General features: G+C 72.9%; 18 protein-coding genes. 4 read left to right on the forward strand and 14 right to left on the reverse strand.

Annotated features, from left to right (window positions below; translation table 11 throughout):
• Positions 1 to 2 precede the first annotated feature (2 nt).
• On the forward strand, positions 3 to 1,220 hold the full coding sequence (locus tag ACFWY5_RS16975; protein ID WP_379632798.1) for a serine hydrolase domain-containing protein: 1,218 nt from the start codon (positions 3 to 5) through the stop codon (positions 1,218 to 1,220).
• Here ACFWY5_RS16975 and pcaC read toward each other — a convergent pair.
• Genes pcaC through ACFWY5_RS17010 form a run of 7 tightly spaced genes read right to left on the reverse strand, consistent with a single transcriptional unit; the run spans position 1,209 to position 7,126 of the window.
• Complete coding sequence (gene pcaC / locus ACFWY5_RS16980) at positions 1,209 to 2,288, reverse strand: 4-carboxymuconolactone decarboxylase (protein ID WP_379632800.1); 1,080 nt, start codon at positions 2,286 to 2,288, stop codon at positions 1,209 to 1,211. The two genes, ACFWY5_RS16975 and pcaC, sit on opposite strands and share 12 nt — an antisense overlap.
• Entirely contained in the window at positions 2,285 to 3,370 is a 1,086-nt protein-coding gene (locus ACFWY5_RS16985; RefSeq protein WP_379632802.1) for a lyase family protein, read from the reverse strand. The genes pcaC and ACFWY5_RS16985 overlap by 4 nt, the downstream gene beginning before the upstream one ends.
• On the reverse strand, positions 3,357 to 3,881 hold the full coding sequence (locus ACFWY5_RS16990) for a protocatechuate 3,4-dioxygenase subunit alpha (RefSeq protein ID WP_379632804.1): 525 nt from the start codon (positions 3,879 to 3,881) through the stop codon (positions 3,357 to 3,359). Before ACFWY5_RS16990 ends, ACFWY5_RS16985 begins: the two co-directional genes overlap by 14 nt.
• Positions 3,878 to 4,609, reverse strand: a complete 732-nt coding sequence (gene pcaH, locus ACFWY5_RS16995; protein WP_379619504.1) for a protocatechuate 3,4-dioxygenase subunit beta — start codon at positions 4,607 to 4,609, stop codon at positions 3,878 to 3,880. The genes ACFWY5_RS16990 and pcaH overlap by 4 nt, the downstream gene beginning before the upstream one ends.
• A 5-nt stretch (positions 4,610 to 4,614) precedes the next feature.
• The gene (locus ACFWY5_RS17000; RefSeq protein ID WP_379632806.1) at positions 4,615 to 5,760 is read right to left on the reverse strand and encodes a thiolase family protein; all 1,146 of its coding nucleotides are present in this window, start codon (positions 5,758 to 5,760) and stop codon (positions 4,615 to 4,617) included.
• Positions 5,757 to 6,383, reverse strand: coding sequence for a CoA transferase subunit B (locus tag ACFWY5_RS17005; protein WP_379619500.1), 627 nt, complete (start codon positions 6,381 to 6,383; stop codon positions 5,757 to 5,759). The genes ACFWY5_RS17000 and ACFWY5_RS17005 overlap by 4 nt, the downstream gene beginning before the upstream one ends.
• Entirely contained in the window at positions 6,380 to 7,126 is a 747-nt protein-coding gene (locus ACFWY5_RS17010; protein WP_379619498.1) for a CoA transferase subunit A, read from the reverse strand. The genes ACFWY5_RS17005 and ACFWY5_RS17010 overlap by 4 nt, the downstream gene beginning before the upstream one ends.
• Positions 7,127 to 7,219: 93 nt before the next feature.
• Here ACFWY5_RS17010 and ACFWY5_RS17015 point away from each other — a divergent pair, with 93 nt between their 5' ends.
• Positions 7,220 to 8,683 (forward strand): IclR family transcriptional regulator C-terminal domain-containing protein, encoded by a 1,464-nt coding sequence (locus tag ACFWY5_RS17015; RefSeq protein WP_379632808.1) that lies wholly within the window; start codon positions 7,220 to 7,222, stop codon positions 8,681 to 8,683.
• Here the strand turns inward: ACFWY5_RS17015 and ACFWY5_RS17020 are convergent.
• A complete protein-coding gene (locus ACFWY5_RS17020) occupies positions 8,665 to 9,069 on the reverse strand; it encodes a hypothetical protein (RefSeq protein ID WP_379632809.1) in 405 nt (134 codons plus the stop codon). The genes ACFWY5_RS17015 and ACFWY5_RS17020 overlap by 19 nt on opposite strands.
• Positions 9,070 to 9,210: 141 nt before the next feature.
• Between ACFWY5_RS17020 and ACFWY5_RS17025 the strand changes: the two genes are divergently transcribed.
• On the forward strand, positions 9,211 to 10,278 hold the full coding sequence (locus tag ACFWY5_RS17025; protein ID WP_379632811.1) for a serine hydrolase domain-containing protein: 1,068 nt from the start codon (positions 9,211 to 9,213) through the stop codon (positions 10,276 to 10,278).
• On the opposite strand, the gene ACFWY5_RS17030 is transcribed toward ACFWY5_RS17025, so the two are convergent.
• From ACFWY5_RS17030 to ACFWY5_RS17055, 6 genes are all read right to left on the reverse strand, one after another.
• The gene (locus ACFWY5_RS17030; RefSeq protein WP_379632813.1) at positions 10,275 to 11,126 is read right to left on the reverse strand and encodes a universal stress protein; all 852 of its coding nucleotides are present in this window, start codon (positions 11,124 to 11,126) and stop codon (positions 10,275 to 10,277) included. The two genes, ACFWY5_RS17025 and ACFWY5_RS17030, sit on opposite strands and share 4 nt — an antisense overlap.
• A gap of 113 nt (positions 11,127 to 11,239) precedes the next feature.
• On the reverse strand, positions 11,240 to 12,304 hold the full coding sequence (locus ACFWY5_RS17035) for an ABC transporter ATP-binding protein (RefSeq protein ID WP_379632814.1): 1,065 nt from the start codon (positions 12,302 to 12,304) through the stop codon (positions 11,240 to 11,242).
• Entirely contained in the window at positions 12,301 to 13,104 is an 804-nt protein-coding gene (locus ACFWY5_RS17040; RefSeq protein WP_379619486.1) for an ABC transporter permease, read from the reverse strand. The genes ACFWY5_RS17035 and ACFWY5_RS17040 overlap by 4 nt, the downstream gene beginning before the upstream one ends.
• Before the next feature lie 5 nt (positions 13,105 to 13,109).
• A complete protein-coding gene (gene modA, locus ACFWY5_RS17045; RefSeq protein ID WP_379632816.1) occupies positions 13,110 to 13,886 on the reverse strand; it encodes a molybdate ABC transporter substrate-binding protein in 777 nt (258 codons plus the stop codon).
• Positions 13,887 to 13,897: 11 nt separating this feature from the next.
• A complete protein-coding gene (locus ACFWY5_RS17050) occupies positions 13,898 to 14,308 on the reverse strand; it encodes a molybdopterin-binding protein (RefSeq protein ID WP_379619482.1) in 411 nt (136 codons plus the stop codon).
• Between the two features lie 98 nt (positions 14,309 to 14,406).
• Positions 14,407 to 15,372 (reverse strand): hypothetical protein, encoded by a 966-nt coding sequence (locus ACFWY5_RS17055; RefSeq protein WP_379619480.1) that lies wholly within the window; start codon positions 15,370 to 15,372, stop codon positions 14,407 to 14,409.
• A 215-nt stretch (positions 15,373 to 15,587) separates the two neighbouring features.
• Between ACFWY5_RS17055 and ACFWY5_RS17060 the strand changes: the two genes are divergently transcribed.
• Complete coding sequence (locus ACFWY5_RS17060) at positions 15,588 to 17,021, forward strand: polysaccharide lyase 6 family protein (RefSeq protein ID WP_379619478.1); 1,434 nt, start codon at positions 15,588 to 15,590, stop codon at positions 17,019 to 17,021.
• Position 17,022: the final 1 nt, after the last annotated feature.

Consider the following 17,022-nt stretch of genomic DNA (forward strand, 5'->3'; position numbering starts at 1 on the left):
TCATGCTCGCGAGGAAGCTGTTGACCGCAGTCGTGGCAGGGTCGGCGATCCTGGCCGCCGCGACCGTCACCGCCACCCCGGCCGCCGCCGACCCGGGGCTCGACCGGCGGGCGTTGCGGCAGACGCTGGAGGAGGTGCCGAAGGGCGGCGTTTACGGCATCTACTCCGACGTGCGCTACCGGCGCCAGGAGTGGCGGGGGGCCGCCGGTCGTGCCGATGTGACGACCGGTCAGCAGATGCGGCCGGACATGCGCCACCGGGTGGGCAGCATCACCAAGAGCTTCACCGCCACGGCCGTCATGCGGCTGGTGGAGCGGGGCCGCATCGGACTCGACACGCCGGTGGAGACGTACCTGCCCGGCCTGCTGCCCGACGCGCGCATCACCGTGCGGATGCTGCTCAACCACACCAGCCACCTCGGCGACTACGACGAGGCGCTGATCACCGTTCCGGAGGACCTGGAGACCATGCGGGTCCGGCAGTACTCCAAGCAGGAGCTGATCACCCTCGGAGTGGGCGTGGGCAAGACCGGCGAACCCGGACAACTGCCGGGCGTGTACTCCAACACGAACTACATCGTCCTCGCGCTGCTGATCACCAAGGTCACCGGCGAGGAGGCCGAGGACCACATCACCCGGTCCGTGATCCGCCCGGCGGGGCTGGTGAACACGTCCTTCCCGCGCACGCCGTACCTGCCGCGCCCGCACGCCAGGGCGTACACGTCGGTGTTCGGGTACTTCGACCCGCCGCGTGACTACACCGTGTTCAACATGTCGTGGGGCTCGACCGCCGGGGCGATCGTGTCCACGATGTCCGACCTCAACCGCTTCTACCGGGCGCTGCTCGGGGGCAAGCTGGTCAGTCAGGCCTCGCTGGCGCAGATGAAGCAGACCGTTCCGGTCCTGCCGGGCGAGGGAGCGCCGTCGGCGGCCGACTACGGCCTGGGCATCTTCTCGCTGGACCTGCCCTGCGGCGGCAAGGCCTGGGGCCACGACGGCGGCGTGATCGGCATGGCGACCAACTCCTTCACCACCGAGAATCTGCGGCGGCAGGTCTCGACCGGCGTCAACCTCACCTGGCACCCGGCCGCCGAGCCGGGCGAGATCGCCCACGCGCGGCACCTGCTCACCGGGTTGTGCGGCGCCGATCAGGCCGCCGCCAAGTCCGCCCCGTTCACGGTGCCGAACCTGGACACGCTGCCGGTTCCGTCACGCTCCTGACGGAGGCTCCTCCAGTACGCGCTGGACCACGGCGAAGGCCGCGTTGGCCGCCGGGACGCCGCAGTAGACCGCGCTCTGCAACAGCACCTCGCCGATCTCGTCGGGGGACAGGCCGTTGCGGAGCGCGGCGCGGGCGTGCATGGCCAGTTCCTCCAGGTGCCCTCCGGCGACCAGCGCGGTCAGCGTGACGCAGCTACGGGTGCGGCGGTCGAGCCCGGGGCGGGTCCAGATCTCGCCCCAGGCGTAGCGGGTGATGAAGTCCTGGAAGTCGCGGGTGAAGGCGGTGGTGCGGGCGACCGCCCGGTCCACGTGCGCGTCGCCCAGGACTTCGCGCCGTACCCGCATGCCGTCCGCCGGGGGCAGATGGGCCAACAGGGCGGCGGTGACCTGCGCGGGGCGGTCCACGGTGGCCAGGTGGGCGGCTCCGGAGATCTCCACCAGGCTCGCCCCGGGGATGCCGTCGGCCAGCAGCCGGGCGTGCGCGGGCGGCGTGGCCGGGTCCTCGCGCCCGGCGACGATCAGCGTGGGCGCCGCGATCGCGGCGAGCGACCCCCTCAGGTCGTACGCGGCGAGCGCGTCACAGCAGGCGGCGTACGTCTCGGGGTCGAACCCGGCCAGATCGTCCAGCAGCTCCTTGGCCCGCGAGGTACCCGCCCCGGCGGCGAACCAGCGCCGCGCCGCGGTGTCGAGCAGCGGAGCGGTGCCCCGCTCGCGCACCAGCCGCGCCCGTTCGTGCCAGCCCTCCGGCTCGCCGAAACGCGCCGACGAGCAGATCATCGCCAGCGAACGCACCCGCCCAGGCCACGTCAGCGCGAGCTGCGCCCCGATCGCCCCGCCGAGGGAGACGCCCGCGTGGTGGAACGCGCCGATGCCCAGCGTGTCCGCCAGCCCGATCACCGCCTCGGCCAGTTCGCCGACGGAGCCGAGCGCGGGCAGCTCGTAGCGGACCACCCGGAAACGGCGGGCGAGTTCGGGCACCTGGGCTTCCCACAGCCGCGCGGTCGTGCCCACGGACGGGCCAAGCAGAAGCGGCTCGCCGTCGGCCGGGCCGTCGATCCGGTGCCTCATGGCGTGTCCTCCAGCGCTCGGGTGACCAGGTCGGCGGCGGCGCCGGTGGAGCCGGGGACGGCCAGGTTGGCGCGCATCCGGTCCGGATGCACGCGCAGGCCGGACACCAGCTCGGCGGCGTCACGGGCGGCCCCGGCCGCCAGGCGCAGCGCCTCGCGCAGCGGTTGCCACTCCGCGTGCCAGGCGCCGGGAGGCCGTTCGTCCTCGGCGGCGAGCGAGCCGTACAGGATGGAGGCCAGCGCGGGGACCTGCCGCGCGGCGGCGGCGATCATGACGGCGCGGACGGGGTTGTGCTTGTGCGGCATCGACGACGAGCCGCCGCCGGCGCCCTCCGACAGCTCGCCGATCTCGCCGCGCGACAGGACCAGCACGTCCGCGGCGAGCTTGCCGAGCGCCCCGCAGGTGAACGCCAGCGCGCCCGCCAGGTCGGCGACCGGGGCGCGCAGGACGTGCCAGGGCAGGATCGGCGCGGCGAGCCCCAGCTCGCGGGCGAACGCGGCGCACAGCGCCGGATCGAGAGTCCCGGCGGGGCCGCCGAGCTGGGCGGGCGGGTCGAGCGCCGCCAGGCGGCGGCGCGCGTCGATCGCGAGCCTGCGCCATCCGGCCGCCTTGAGCCCGAAGGTGGTGGGCACGGCCTGCTGGGTGAGCGTGCGCGCGGCCATCGGGGTGTCGCGGTGGTCGCGGGCCAGCCGGGTCAGCCCGGCGATCACGGTGTCGAGGTCGGCGAGCAGCGGGACGAGCGCCCGCCGCGTGACGAGCATGAGCGCGGTGTCGAGGATGTCCTGGCTGGTGGCGCCCGCGTGCACCCACCGCGCGTGCTCGCCGGCCGCCGCGCGCAGCAGCTCGACGAGCGGGATCACGGGATTGCCGCCGGACCGCGCCCGATCGGCCAGCTCGGACAGCTCCGTCGTGGCGGGGAACGCGGCGCACGCCCGCTCGATCGCCGCGACCGCCTCCGCCGGGGCCTGGATCCTGGCCAGCGCCAGCTCCGCCTCCAGCATCGCCCGCAGCACCGCCTGGTCGCCGGTGGCCTCGCCCGCCGCCCGCATGGGCGACAACAACCCCAGATCAGCCGAACTCAAGGAAGACCGTCTCCTTCTCTCCCTGCAACCACAGGTCCCACCGGTACACACCCTCACGCTCCGGTACGGCCAGCAGCGTCCCGCCCCGCTCGATCGAGTCGGGGAACGGGCCGGGCCGCAGGTAGATCCGCGTGAACAGGTGATGCAGCAGCCCGCGCGCGAACACGCACACACTGATGTACCCGTTGCCCGGCGCCACGGTCCGCAGCAGCCAGTGCCCGTCGGCGTCGGTCGAGACACGGCCGAACCCGGTGAAGTCCGCGCCGTGCCGCCCGATGACCGCCCCGGTGACCGGGTCGCGGCGCAGGCTGCCCGGCGCGCCGCGCAGCGAACCGGCCGCGTCGGCCTGCCAGAACTCCAGCAGCGCGTCGGGCACCGGCTCACCCGCGCCGTCGAACACCCGGCCGTGCACGGTGATCCCGCCGCCGGCCAGGTCGCCGCCGCCGGGGAAGGGCAGGGCGTAGCCGTAGAAGGGACCGACGGTCTGGGAGGGCGTCGGCGGGAACGTCATGACTCCGTCCAGGTGGCGGCGGGCCCGTCGAGCACGATGTCCCAGCGGTAGCCGAGCGACCACTCCGGCCGCGACAGCGCGTGGTCGTAGGCGGCGACCAGCCGTTGCCTGGCGGCGGCGTCGGTCACCGAGCGCAGGACCGGGTCGTAGGGGAAGAGCGGGTCGCCGGGGAAGTACATCTGCGTGACCAGGCGCTGGGTGAAGGCGCTGCCGAAGACGGAGAAGTGGATGTGCGCCGGCCGCCAGGCGTTGCGGTGGTTGCGCCAGGGGTAGGCGCCGGGCTTGATCGTGGTGAACCGGTAGGCGCCGTCGTCGCCGGTCAGGCAGCGGCCGATGCCGGAGAAATGGGGGTCGTGCGGGGCCGGGTGGTCGTCGCGCTGGTGGGGGTAGCGGCCGGAGGCGTTGGCCTGCCAGATCTCCACGAGCTGGCCGCGGATCGGGCGGCCCTGCCGGTCGGTGATCCGGCCCTCGACGGTGATGCGCTCGCCCAGCGGCTCGCCCGTGTGCTGCCTGGTCAGGTCGGCGTCCAGGGCGGTCACGTCGGTGACGCCGAAGACGGGTCCGCGCAGCTCGGCGGCGTCCGGGTCCTTGACCGGCACCAGCGGCTGCTTGGGGTGGCGCAGCACGCTGCTGCGGTAGGGGGCGTAGTCGCGCCGCGGGTGGCCGGAGGGCTCGGGCGGCGCCGCCCACTCGGCGATCTCGCGGTCGATGTCGTCCTGCGTCAGCATGCGGGTCACCTTTCGAGCACGACGGCCAGGCCCTGGCCGACGCCGATGCAGAGGGAGGCGAGGCCGGTGCCCGACCCGGCCTCCGCGAGCTGGTGGGCCAGGGCGCCGGTCAGGCGGGCGCCGGACATGCCCAGAGGGTGGCCGAGGGCGATCGCGCCGCCGCGCGGGTTGACGATGCCGGGGTCGAGCTCGGGCATTTCGGCCAGGCAGCCGAGGACCTGGGCGGCGAAGGCCTCGTTCAGCTCGGCCACGGCCAGGTCGCCGAAGCGCCGGCCGGCCTTGGCCATGGCCCGGCGGCTCGCCTCGACCGGGCCGAGCCCGAAGGAGGCGGGTTCGATGGCGCTGACGCCGGAGGCCACGATCCGGGCCAGGGGCTCGCGGCCGCCGAGCCCTTCCTCGTCGGTCAGCAGGAGGGCGGCGGCGCCGTCGTTGAGGGGGGAGGAGTTGCCCGCGGTGACCGTGCCGCCGGGGCGGAAAGCGGGTTTGAGTTGGGCGAGGGCCTCCAGCGAGGTGTCGCGTCTGATGCCCTCATCCGCCGAAAAATCGCCTATCGGCACGATTTCTTGGGAAAAATCGGCTTTTGCGGCTTTCTGGTGGCTCTCCAGGGCGAACGTGTCCTGGGTCTCGCGGGCGATGCCGTACCGGTCGGCGATCAGTTCGGCGCCCTCGCCCAGCGGCACCGTGTGCTCGGCCGGCATCCGCGGGTTGACCAGCCGCCACCCGAGCGTGGTCGACACGAGCTCCGCGCCCCCGGCCGGGAAGGCGCGCGAAGGCTTCGGCAGCACCCAGGGCGCGCGGGTCATCGACTCCACGCCGCCCGCGATGACCGCCGAGGCGTCGCCCAACGCGATGGCGCGGTAGGCCTGGATCACCGCCTCCATCCCCGAACCGCACAGCCGGTTGACCGTGGCGCCCGGCGTGCTCACCGGCAGCCCGGCCAGCAACGCCGCCATGCGGGCCACGTTGCGGTTGTCCTCACCGGCGCCGTTGGCGTTGCCGAACAGCACCTCGTCCACGTGTTCGCGCCCGGTGCGCTCGGCCAGCGCCCTGACCACGTGCGCCGCCAGGTCGTCCGGGCGGGTCTCGGCCAGCGCCCCGCCGTACCGGCCGATGGGGGTGCGCACGGCGTCGGCGATGTAGACGGCTCTCATCCGATCACTGCTCCTGTACGGCCGCGCAGTTCGTCCACGCTCACGCCGGGCGCGGTCTCGACCAGCGCGAAGCCCTCGGGGGTGACGTCCAGGACACCGAGGTCGGTGATCACCCGGTGCACGCAGGCCCGCCCGGTGAGCGGCAGCGTGCACTCCCGCACCAGCTTGGGGCTGCCGTCCTTGGCGGTGTGCTCGGTGACGACGAGCACCCGCCGCGCGCCGTGCACCAGGTCCATGGCTCCACCCATGCCCTTGACCAGGCGTCCGGGAACCATCCAGTTGGCCAGGTCGCCGCCCGCGGACACCTGCATCGCGCCGAGCACCGCCACGTCGATGTGCCCGCCGCGGATCATGCCGAACGACAGCGCCGAGTCGAAGAAGGCCGCGCCGGGCACGACGGTGACGGTCTCCTTGCCCGCGTTGATCAGGTCGGGGTCCACCTCGTCGGCCGCGGGGTAGGGGCCGACGCCGAGCACGCCGTTCTCCGAGTGCAGCGTGACCGTGATCCCGCGCGGCAGGAAGGACGGGATGCGGGTCGGCAGCCCGATCCCGAGGTTGACGTAGTCGCCGTCGCGCAGCTCCGCCGCCGCCCTGGCGGCCATCTCGTCGCGGCTCCAGCTCATGCCCGCACCGTGCGCCACTCGATGCCCTTGGCCGCGGCCTGCTCCGGGGTCAGCGGCAGCACGCGCTGCACGAAGACGCCCGGCAGGTGCACCTCGTCGGGGTCGAGGTCGGTCAGCTCCTCCACCTCGGCGATCGTGATCCGCCCCGCCATCGCGGCCAGCGGGTTGAAGTTGCGCGCCGCCTTGCGGAAGGACAGGTTCCCGTGCCGGTCGCCGCGCGCCGCCCGTACCAGCGCGAAGTCGGTGGTGATCGCGCGTTCCAGCACGTACGGCACGCCGTCGAACTCCCGCACCTCCTTGGGTGGCGCGGTCAGCGCGACCGAGCCGTCGGGGTGGTGGCGCAGGGGCAGGCCGGACTCCGCGACCGGCGTGCCCACCCCTGCGGGCGTGTAGAAGGCGGGGATGCCGCAGCCGCCGGCGCGCAGCCGTTCGGCGAGGCTGCCCTGCGGGGTCAGCTCCACCTCGACCTCGCCCGCCAGGTACCGCCGGCCGAACTCCTTGTTCTCCCCGATGTAGGAGGCGGTGACGCGGGCGATGCGCCCGGCCGCCAGCAGGAGCCCGAGGCCGCCGCCGTCGGTGCCGCAGTTGTTGGAGACCACGCCGATGCCGGTGACGCCGCTGTCCAGCAGGGCCTCGATCAGCACGGCCGGGATGCCGCTCAGGCCGAAGCCGCCGACCGCGAAGGAGGCGCCGTCGTGCACGCCGTTCAGCGCCTCCGCGGCGGAGCCGACCACCTTGTCCATTGTCGCTCCAAGCGTTCGCAGAGTGAACTAAAGTTCACTATGAGCCGGTTTCGAGTATGGGGACCGCCCCGCCGGGCTGTCAAAGGAGGGCTCATGGAGCCGAGCGGAGCGCTGGAGCGCGGACTGACGGTGCTGCGGGTGGTGACCGCCGCGCCGGAACGCCGCTGGCGCGCCACCGACCTGGTGCAGGCCACCGGGCTGGCCCGCGCGACCGTCGACCGCGTGCTGGCCACGCTGGTCACCCTCGGCTACCTGCGGGCCGACGGCCGCGACGTACTGCTCGCGCCCCGGCTGCTGGAGCTCGGCGCCGCCTACCTCGCCGCGAGCGGCCTGCCCGCCACGCTCGGCCCGCACGCCGAGGCCCTCGCCGAAGAGCTGGACGAGTCGGTCTCCCTCGCCGTCCCCGACGGCGGCAGCGTACGCTTCGTCGCCCGCTACACCCGGCGGCGCACGATGACCGTCGCCCTGCGCGTCGGCGACGTGCTGGCCGCCGGGCGGTGCGCCGCCGGGTTCGTGCTGCTCGGGGCCGCCGTGCCCTGGGCCGTGGACGACCAGCTCGTCGAGCCCGGCCTGGTCGCCGTCGCCATGCCGGTCCACGAACCCGGCGGCGAGGCCGTCTGCGCGGTCAGCGTCATCAGCCACACCAGCCGGCACACCGCCGACGGCCTGCGCGAACACGCCCTGCCCCACCTGCGGCGTGCCGTCGCCGCCATGGAGGCCGCGCTACGCCTCGACCCGCCCCGGCGGCTCGTGCCGGGCGCCGACCTGTCGCGCGTGCCCAAGGACGAGCTGGGCGCCGCCTACCTGCAGTCGCTGGCCCGCGGGCTCGGCGTGCTCGTCGCCCTCGGGGCCGCGCCCGGCGGGCTCACGCTGGCCGAGGCGGCCCAGGTCACGGGGCTGGCGCGGGCCACGGTGCGGCGGGCCGTACAGACGATGGAGCGGTTCGGCTACGTGAGCGCGCGGCGCGCCCGCTTCGTGCCCCTGCCGCGCGTCCTGGAGCTGGGGTACGCGCACCTGTCGGCGCTCACCCTCGCCGAAGTCGTCCAGCCACACCTGGCGGCGCTCGCCGAACGAGTGCGCGAGTCCGCCTCGGTCGCCGTGCTGTCCGGGGACGACGTCGTCTACGTCGCCCGCGTGCCGACGGCCAGCATCATGAGCGTGGACATCACCCTCGGCACCCGCTTCCCCGCCCACGCCACCTCGATGGGCCGCGTGCTCCTGGCCGCCGAGCCCGCCGCCCGCCTCGCCGCACTGGAGCTCAAACCCCTGACCTGCCGCACCGTCACCGACCCCAAGCTGCTGGCCGAGGCGGTACGGCAGGCGGGCGGCGACGGCTACGCGCTGGTCGACCAGGAACTGGAGGACGGCGTCCGCTCGATCGCGGTGCCCCTGCGCGACGGCGACGGCAACGTGGTCGCCGCCGTCAACGTCGCCACGCACGCCAGCCGCGCCACCACCCAGACCCTCGTGGAGCGCGTCCTGCCCGAACTCACCTCGGCCGCGGCCCGCATGACCGCCGACCTCTCCCACCTGCCGAGCTACGGCTCGATCTCCTGAACATCCGACACCACGACGAACCCCTCCTGCTGAGTGACGGCCACACCCACCAGCCCCGCCGCCACCAGCACGGCCGCAACCCACCGCCACCGCCCTGCGACCCGCCCCCGCCCCACCTGAGCCTGAGCCCGTGCCTGCGTGTGCGTCCGCGGTGTTTCCTCCATCGCCACCCGCTTGCGTGCGGCCACCCAGGCCGACGCCTGCTCGGCCCCGAGCCCGCACCCGCGCGCGAACGCCTCCACCACCTGCTCGCGCGGCAGCGTCTCACGCTTCAGCATCCCCGCCGCCGTCGAGTACGGCAGCGCGTGCCCGGCCCGCCGCGCCTGCGTCTGGATCTCCCGGTAGCTCCGCCCCGACCACGCCTTGAGCCGGCGCAACCCGCTCATGAACTCGGCACCCGTCCGCAAATCCGAAGGATCAGTTGTGTCACTCATAGCCTGGCAGTACAGCCGACTCGCACAGACCCGCACAACCCGGAACAGCCGTCCCGCCACCTCCGAGCCACCCGGCGGGCCAGCGTCGAAGGCATGACTTCCGTATGGATCCACGCCGCCCTCGCCGGCACGCTGCTGGCGCCGGCTCCCGTCGACAAGGAGATCGTGTCCTTCCTCGCCAGGACGCTGCCGGACGGTCCCGGCGGCACCGTCGCCGTCGTGCGCGACGGCAGGCTCGTGCACTGCGCCGGTTTCGGCCTGGCCGACCGCGAACGCGGGACGCCCGCAGGGTGCGAGACCGTCTACGACATCATGTCGATCACCAAGCAGTTCACCGCCGCGGCCATCATGAAGCTGCAGATGATGGGCAAACTCCGCACCACCGACCGGATCAGCGCCCATCTCGGCCGCGTCCCCGCGGACAAGCGCGCGATCACCCTGCGCCACCTGCTCACGCACACCTCCGGCCTCGGCGATCTCGGCGACGACTACGTCCCCGTCTCGCGGGACACCATGATCAGGCGTGCCCTGGCCGCGCCCCTGCGCCAGGCCCCCGGAGCCGGGTTCCGCTACTCCAACCTCGGCTACAGCCTGCTGGCCGCCGTCGTCGAGCGCGCCTCCGGTCTCGGCTACGAGAGGTTCCTGGCCACGCACCTGTTCGCGCCCGCCGGAATGACCCGCACCGGGTACGTGCTGCCGCGCTGGTCACCCGGAGACCTGGCCGTCGAGTACGACAGGCGCGGCAGGCGGCAGGGCCGTCCCACCGAGCACCCCTGGGCCAAGGACGGCCCGTACTGGTACCTGCGCGGCAACGGCGGCATGCTCTCCACCGCCGCCGACATGTACCGCTGGCACCGCGCCCTGGAGGGCGGCACCGTCCTGTCGCGCCGCGCCAAGACCGAGATGTTCACCCCGCGCGTGCTGACCGACCGGCGCGAACGCCACTACTACGGCTACGGCTGGGGCATCGTCCCCCGCACCCGCCTCGGCCGGGTCACCGAGCACGACGGCGGCAACGACTGGTCCTTCGGCCAGTACGCCCGCTTCACCGGCAGGCGCGTGATGGTCTTCTGGATCACCAACCAGGCCTACAGCACCGGCGGATGGAACCTGGAGGACCTCAACGGCCAGCTCACCCTGGGCCTGGCCGAGCGCGCCTAACGCGGCGCCGGCGCGTTGCGGACCACCGCGAGCGGGCATTTGGCGTAGTGCAGCATCGCCTGGCTCACCGATCCCAGGATCAGTCCGGTGAGCGCGCTCTGCCCGTGCGTCCCCACGACCAGCAGATCGGCGCCCTCGGAGGCGTTCCTGAGCGCCTGCGCCGGATGGTCGTGCACCACCTCCCACACGACCCGCACGTCGGGATGGCGGTCGCGATAGCCCGCGACCGCCTCCTTCAGCAGCCGCAGCTCGTCCTCCTCCGCGGAGGCCGACGCCAGGACGCCGTCGAGGTCGAGCCGGTTCCAGGCGTGCACCGCCCGCAGCGCCAGCCCGTGCCGGTCGGCGTGCTCGAAGGCGTACGCGAGCACGCGCTGACTCGCCGCGGAGCCGTCCACCCCCACGACCACCTCGCCGCGCGGCGCGGCGGCGGCCGGTTCCCTGACGATGACCACGTCACAGGCAGCCTGCCCGGTCACCCCTGCCGCCACCGATCCGAGCAGCAGCCCGCGGAAGCCGCCCATCCCGTGGCTGCCCATCACGAGCAGGTCGGCGCCGGCGGACAGCTCCAGCAGCGCCGCACGGGCGTCACCCGGTACGGCCCGCCGCTCGACGTCCAGGCCGGGCGCCTCCTGCCGGGCCCGTTCGACGGCGGCGGCGAGCACGGTCGCGGCGCCGTCCCGCATCCACTCGGCCACCCCGGCATACCGCTCGCCGGGAACGGCGGCGTGCGCCCAAGCGGGCATCGCGTGCACGACCAGCAGGGTCCGCCCGCGCGGCGCCGCCTCCCTGGCCGCCCAGCCGACGGCCTCAAGCCCTGCCCGCGAACCATCCACGCCGACAACGATCACGACACATCACCCCGCTCCACCCTCTTCCTATCCCATCGCTCGCCGCGGGCCTGCGGCGGGTGGGCCGGTCAGGAGGGGTACGCTCCCCGCTGGCCTGCGGTGGGGTGGGCCGGTCAGGCCGGGTACGCGTGGGTCTCGGTGGCCTTGACCGAAGCCCAGATCCGCTGGCCGGGCGACAGGTCGAGCTCGGCCACGGCCGCGGGGGTGATGTCGGCGAACGCGGAGACGGGGCCGCCGAGGTGCACGCGGACGTTGTCGCCGTGCCGTTCGATGCCGTCGATGCGGGCCTGCCACAGGTTGCGCGGGCTGCCGTCCGGCCGGGAGCGGTACAGGGCCACGGCGGCGGGCGGGAAGGCCACGAACGCCGGCCCGTCGAAGTGCTCGCTGGCGTGCAGCAGCAGCTCGCCCACCTTGACCCCGGACTCGGCGGCCACCCCGCGGTACAGGTTGAGCCCGACCAGGCGAGCCACGTAGTCGGTCCTGGGGCGGCGGGCGACCTCGGCGGGGGCGCCCTGCTGCACGATGGACCCGCCCTCGATCACGATCAGCCGGTCGGCCAGCACCATGGCGTCGAGCGGGTCGTGGGTGACCAGGACGGTGGCGCCGTCGAAGTCGTTGAGGTGGCGGCGCAACTGCGAGCGGACCTCCAGCCGGGTGTGGGCGTCGAGCGCGGCCAGCGGCTCGTCCAGCAGCAGCAACTCGGGCCGTACGGCCAGCGCCCGCGCCAGCGCGACCCGCTGGGCCTGCCCGCCGGACAACTGCCGCGGCTTGGCGGCAGCCTTGTCGGCCAGCCCGACCCGCTCCAGCAGGGCGGCGGCGGTACGGCGCGCCTCGGCCTTGGCGACCCCGCGGCAGCGCGGTCCGAACGCGACGTTCTCCAGCGCGGACAGGTGCGGGAAGAGCAGGTAGTCCTGGAACACCATGCCGATCGGGCGGCTCTCGGCGGGCAGGGCGTCCAGGTCCCTGCCGCGCAGGCTGATCCGGCCGCCGGACATGCCGGTGAGCCCGGCCAGGGCGCGCAGCGCGGTGGTCTTGCCCGCGCCGTTGGGCCCGAGCAGCGCCACCACCTCGCCGGGGGCCACGTCGAGCGCGATGTCGAGCGTGAACGCCGGCCGGCTCACCCGCAACCGGGCCCGCAGACCGACCGCCTCCACCCCCGCCGCACCACGCACGATCATGGGCTGTTCACCCACCGGTCGCGCAGGCTGGCCAGGATGATCACCGAGACCGCGAGCAGCACCAGGCTGAGCACGATCGCCGCCTCCGGCTCGGTCTCCAGCGCCAGGTAGACCGCCAGCGGCATCGTGCGGGTGGTGCCGGGGAAGTTCCCGGCGAACGTGATCGTCGCCCCGAACTCGCCCAGCGCCCGCGCCCAGCACAACACCGCCCCCGCCACCACCCCCGGCATGATCATCGGCAGCGTGACCCGCCGGAACACGATCCACCGGGAGGCGCCGAGCGTGGCCGCCGCCTCCTCGAAGCGCTGGTCGGCCCCGCGCAGCGCGCCCTCCACACTGATCACCAGGAACGGCATCGCCACGAACGCCTCAGCGATGACCACCCCCGCCGTGGTGAACGGCAGCGTGATCCCGAACGCCGACTCCAGCCACTGCCCGACGAGCCCCCGCCGCCCCAGCACGAGCAGCAGCGCGACGCCGCCGACCACCGGCGGCAGCACCAGCGGTACGGTCACCAGCGCCCGCACCAGCCGCCGCCCGGGAAAGCTCACCCGGGCCAGCAGCCAGGCCAGCGGCACGCCGAGCACCAGGCAGATGAGCGTGGCCAGGGAAGCGCTCACCACCGACAGCCGCAGCGCCTCCAGCACGTGCGGCTCGGCCAGCCGCGGGCCGAGCGTGGACCAGGGCGCGCGGATCAGCAGCCCGGCCAGCGGCAGTACCAGGAACACCAGGCCGGCGACGGCGGGCACCACCAGCATCCATGGCAGCCGCCCGGCCCGCTCCCGCGTGGTAGAGCTCATCGGGATCAGGGCGCCTCGAAGCCGGCCTTGGTCAGCACGTCCTTGCCCTGCTGCGACAGCACCAGGTCGGCGAACCGCTTGGCCAGGTCGCCGGCGGGCGCCTTGGTCAGGGTGGCGATCGGGTAGTCGTTGATCGCCTTGTCGGCCTCGGGGAAGGGGATCCCGGTCACCTTGCCGGCCGAGGCGATCACGTCGGTCGTGTAGACCAGCGCGGCGTCCACCTCGCCGAGCTCGACCTTGGTCAGGGTGGCCTTGACGTCCTGCTCCAGCGTGACCGGCGTGACCTTGAGACCGGCCGCGCCCAGCGCCTTGACCGCGGCGGCCCCGCACGGCACCTGCTCGGCGCACAGCGCGACCTTGACCTTGGGGTCGGCCAGGTCCTTCAGTTCGTCGACCTTGGCCGGGTTGTCGGCCGGGACCGCGATCCGCAGCTTGTTGCGGACGAACGTGGCGGGCGCGGTGGCCAGGGAGGCGTCGGTGACGGTCTTCATCGTGGCCGGGCTAGCGGCGGCGAACACGTCGGCCGGAGCGCCCTGGACGATCTGCTGGGCCAGCGTGGCGCTGGAGCCGAAGTTGAACTTCACCGTCGTGCCCGGATGCGCGGCCTCGAAGGTCTTGCCGAGCTCGGTGAACGTCCCGGTCAGCGAGGCCGCCGCGAACACCGTCAGCTCCTTGGCCCCGCCCGCGGGGGAGGCCGAGGCGCTCGTCGCGGCGGGCTGTCCGGAACCGCACCCGGACAACACCGCCAGCGCGATGACCCATGGGGAAAGACGCCTGAACATCGAGGGACTCCTCACGCCGCACCGGCCACGCGCTCGTGACCGGGGATCTCGACGACGACGTTGGTGGACTTGATCACGGCGACCGCCACCACCCCCACCTCCAGGCCGAGCTCGTCGGCGGCCTGACGGCTCATCAGCGACACCACACGGAACGGCCCCGCGGCGATCTCCACCTGGGCCATCACCGCGTCGCGGATCACCTCGGTCACGATGCCGCGGAACCGGTTGCGCGCCGAGGACCGGCCGCCCTCGACCTCCTCGACCTGGGCGCGGGCGAACGCGGCCAGTTCGGCGCCGTCGACCTGCCGGTGGCCGTGCTCGTCGCGCTCGGCGCCGAGGCGGCCCGCGTCCACCCAGCGGCGGATCGTGTCCGCGCTGACCCCGAGCAGCGCGGCGGCTTCACTGATACGAAACGTCGTCACGAACGCCTAGGTTACCCTTCGCAGATTCAAGCCCGCACACCGGCGGCCCCCCGCATCAGCGGACAGGGCCACCGTTTCGTCCTGGCATGCGCGGGAGGTCAGTTCGCCGGGGAGAGAAGGTCGTCGTGCAGCTTGCCGAGCACCTCGTCGAGGGCGGCGGCCACGAAGGAGGCGGCGACCTGCCGGTTGAGGTCGGCGCTCTGGCTGACGAGCTTCTCCGCCACCTGCCCCGACATCTTGGCGGCGATCTTCTGGGGGAAGGTGTTCCATTCGTACACCAGGAAGGCGACGATCAGCGGGATGACGATGAAGCCGACGAGCGCGCCGGCGCCCGCGCCGAACAGCTTGACCAGCAGCATCTTCAGGACCAGCGCGACCCCGATCTTCTTGAGCAGGATGATCAGGACCTTCTGGAACGCCGCGCTGGCCAGCACGGCGCCCACGGCCTTGGCCACCGCGACCTTCACCATGGGCAGCGCGAGCGCCTTGGCCAGCAGGGCGGCGACGGTGGCGCCGAGCGTGGTGTGCATGGCGTGGGTGGCGCTCGCGAGGGCCATGTCGGCCGCCTGCTCACCGACGGTGGTGTGCGTGGAGAGCGTGATGGAGTCCTTCACCTCCCGCTGCACGTGCGCGGCGAGGTCGCGGAACTCCTCCTCCAGGATGCGGTGGATGGCGGCGTTCTCCACGAGCTGGCGGCCGAGGACCTCCGCCAGGTCCGCCATCGTCTCCTCTGACTGGTAGAACTCCGTGGTGGCCGCGACGACGGCGGCCTCGACGACGTCCTCGATCCGGCAGGAGATCGTCGCGCCGCCGGTGCCTTTGACGTAGTGGAAGAGCGACTTGGCGTAGTCGGGGGTGGGGGACGGGCTCACCGTCCGGGTGTGGCCGCCTTCGGTGACGGTCAGCGTGAGCAGCTCCGAGGTCGTGCGCGCGTTGATCGCGGCGGACACGCGTGTCTCGATGGCCGACCGTAGCTGGGGGGCGCGCTCGCCGAGCGCGTCGGTGAGCGCGTTGAGGTCGATCTCCTGCCGCAGGAGGTCCGCGGTCATACCAGATGGGCTCATGCACTCACTGTCGGTTCGGGACGTGGCCGCGGGCCATGACGGCATGGCTGACAGCGCGTCAGCGCGTGCAAACGTCGCGCAAGTCACGGTACGCCGGGCTCTTGGAAAACGCTTGCCCGGAGGCTACGGTTCTCTCAATGCTCCGATGAATACGAGCATCTAGCGGCTTTTTTGCTCTTTTTGAGGGATATTTCCCTTGATTAGTAGGAGGTTTCATGATCAATGCTCCGCGCCTGCTCGCCGCGGCCGTCCTCGCCTTAGGCCTGGCCCAGAGCCCGGCCGTGGCCGAGTCCGCGTCCGAGGTGCTCGTGGCGAATCCGGCCGAGCTCGCCAAGGCCCTGGCGGACGCCGGCCCCGGCGACACGATCGTCATGGCCGACGGCACGTGGGAGAACGCCTTCCTCGACCTCAGCGCCGCCACCGCGCCCGGCAGGCCGGTGACGCTGCGGGCCCAGACGCCCGGCAAGGTCGTGCTCACCGGCCGGTCGGGGATCTCGCTGAACAGTCCCGACCTCGTGGTCAGCGGCCTGACCTTCACCGACGGCACCGTGCCCGAGGGCAAGGGGTCGGTCATCACGTTCAACAGCGACCGGGGCCGGGTCACCGACACGGCCGTGGTGAACTTCAACCCGGCCGAGCCGCAGACCGCCTACTACTGGGTCTACTTCCGCGGCGGCGCCAACCGGCTCGACCACGTCCTGCTGGAGGGCAAGAACCACCAGGAGCCTGTCGTGGGCAACGACCGGGGGCCGCGGGCCACGTACAACAAGGTCGATCACAGCCGCTTCGCCAACGTCCCCAACATCGGGCGCAACGGCATGGAGGCGCTGCGCATCTGGGGTTACGGGCAGTGGGGCGATCTCGGGACGACGGAGGGGGCGTACTTCACCATCGAGAACAACCTCTTCGAGCACGTCGACGGCGACGACGAGATCATCTCGCTGAAGTCCAACCACAACACCGTGCGCCACAACACGATCAAGCAGTCCAGCGGCGGCCTCGTCCTGCGCTACGGCAACTACAACACGGTCGAGAACAACGTCATCCTGGGCGAGCGGTACCCGGCCAGCGAGGGCATCCGGGTCAGCGGCGACCACCACACCGTACGCGGCAACTACGTGGCCGGAGTCTCCGGTTACGGGCTCAAGGTCACCAGCGGCGAGCACATGTTCGACGAGAACAACCAGCTCGACTACCTGACGCCCGGCTTCGTGCCACAGAAGAACCCGCTCGCCCCCTACGGCTACCTCTTCCACTACGGACAGGTGACCGACAGCCGGTTCACCGGCAACATGTTCGTCGACAACGCCAAGAGCGACATGCACCTCGGCTGGTTCTACAAGAACCACTGGCCCGGCTACCAGATGGTCCTCCTGCCCACGCGCAACACCTTCACCGGCAACCTCGCCTACCGCCCGGCGGGCGGCGTCTCGGTGCAGACCAGCAAGCAGGACACCGCGCCGCCGTTGCAGAAGTTCGTCTTCGAGCCCAACACCTTCCGCGGCAACGTCGTCGTCGGCGGCACGCTCGACGTCAACGCGCCCAACACCGCCGACGGCATCACGGTCGTGCCCCTCGCGGGGAAGGCCGCCCCGAGGGTCCCGCGGAGCGCGAGCACGGCGGACACCGGGCCGGCCTGGCGCGAGTGAG

The sequence above is a fragment of the Nonomuraea sp. NPDC059007 genome, from assembly GCF_042740555.1.
Taxonomy (GTDB): domain Bacteria; phylum Actinomycetota; class Actinomycetes; order Streptosporangiales; family Streptosporangiaceae; genus Nonomuraea.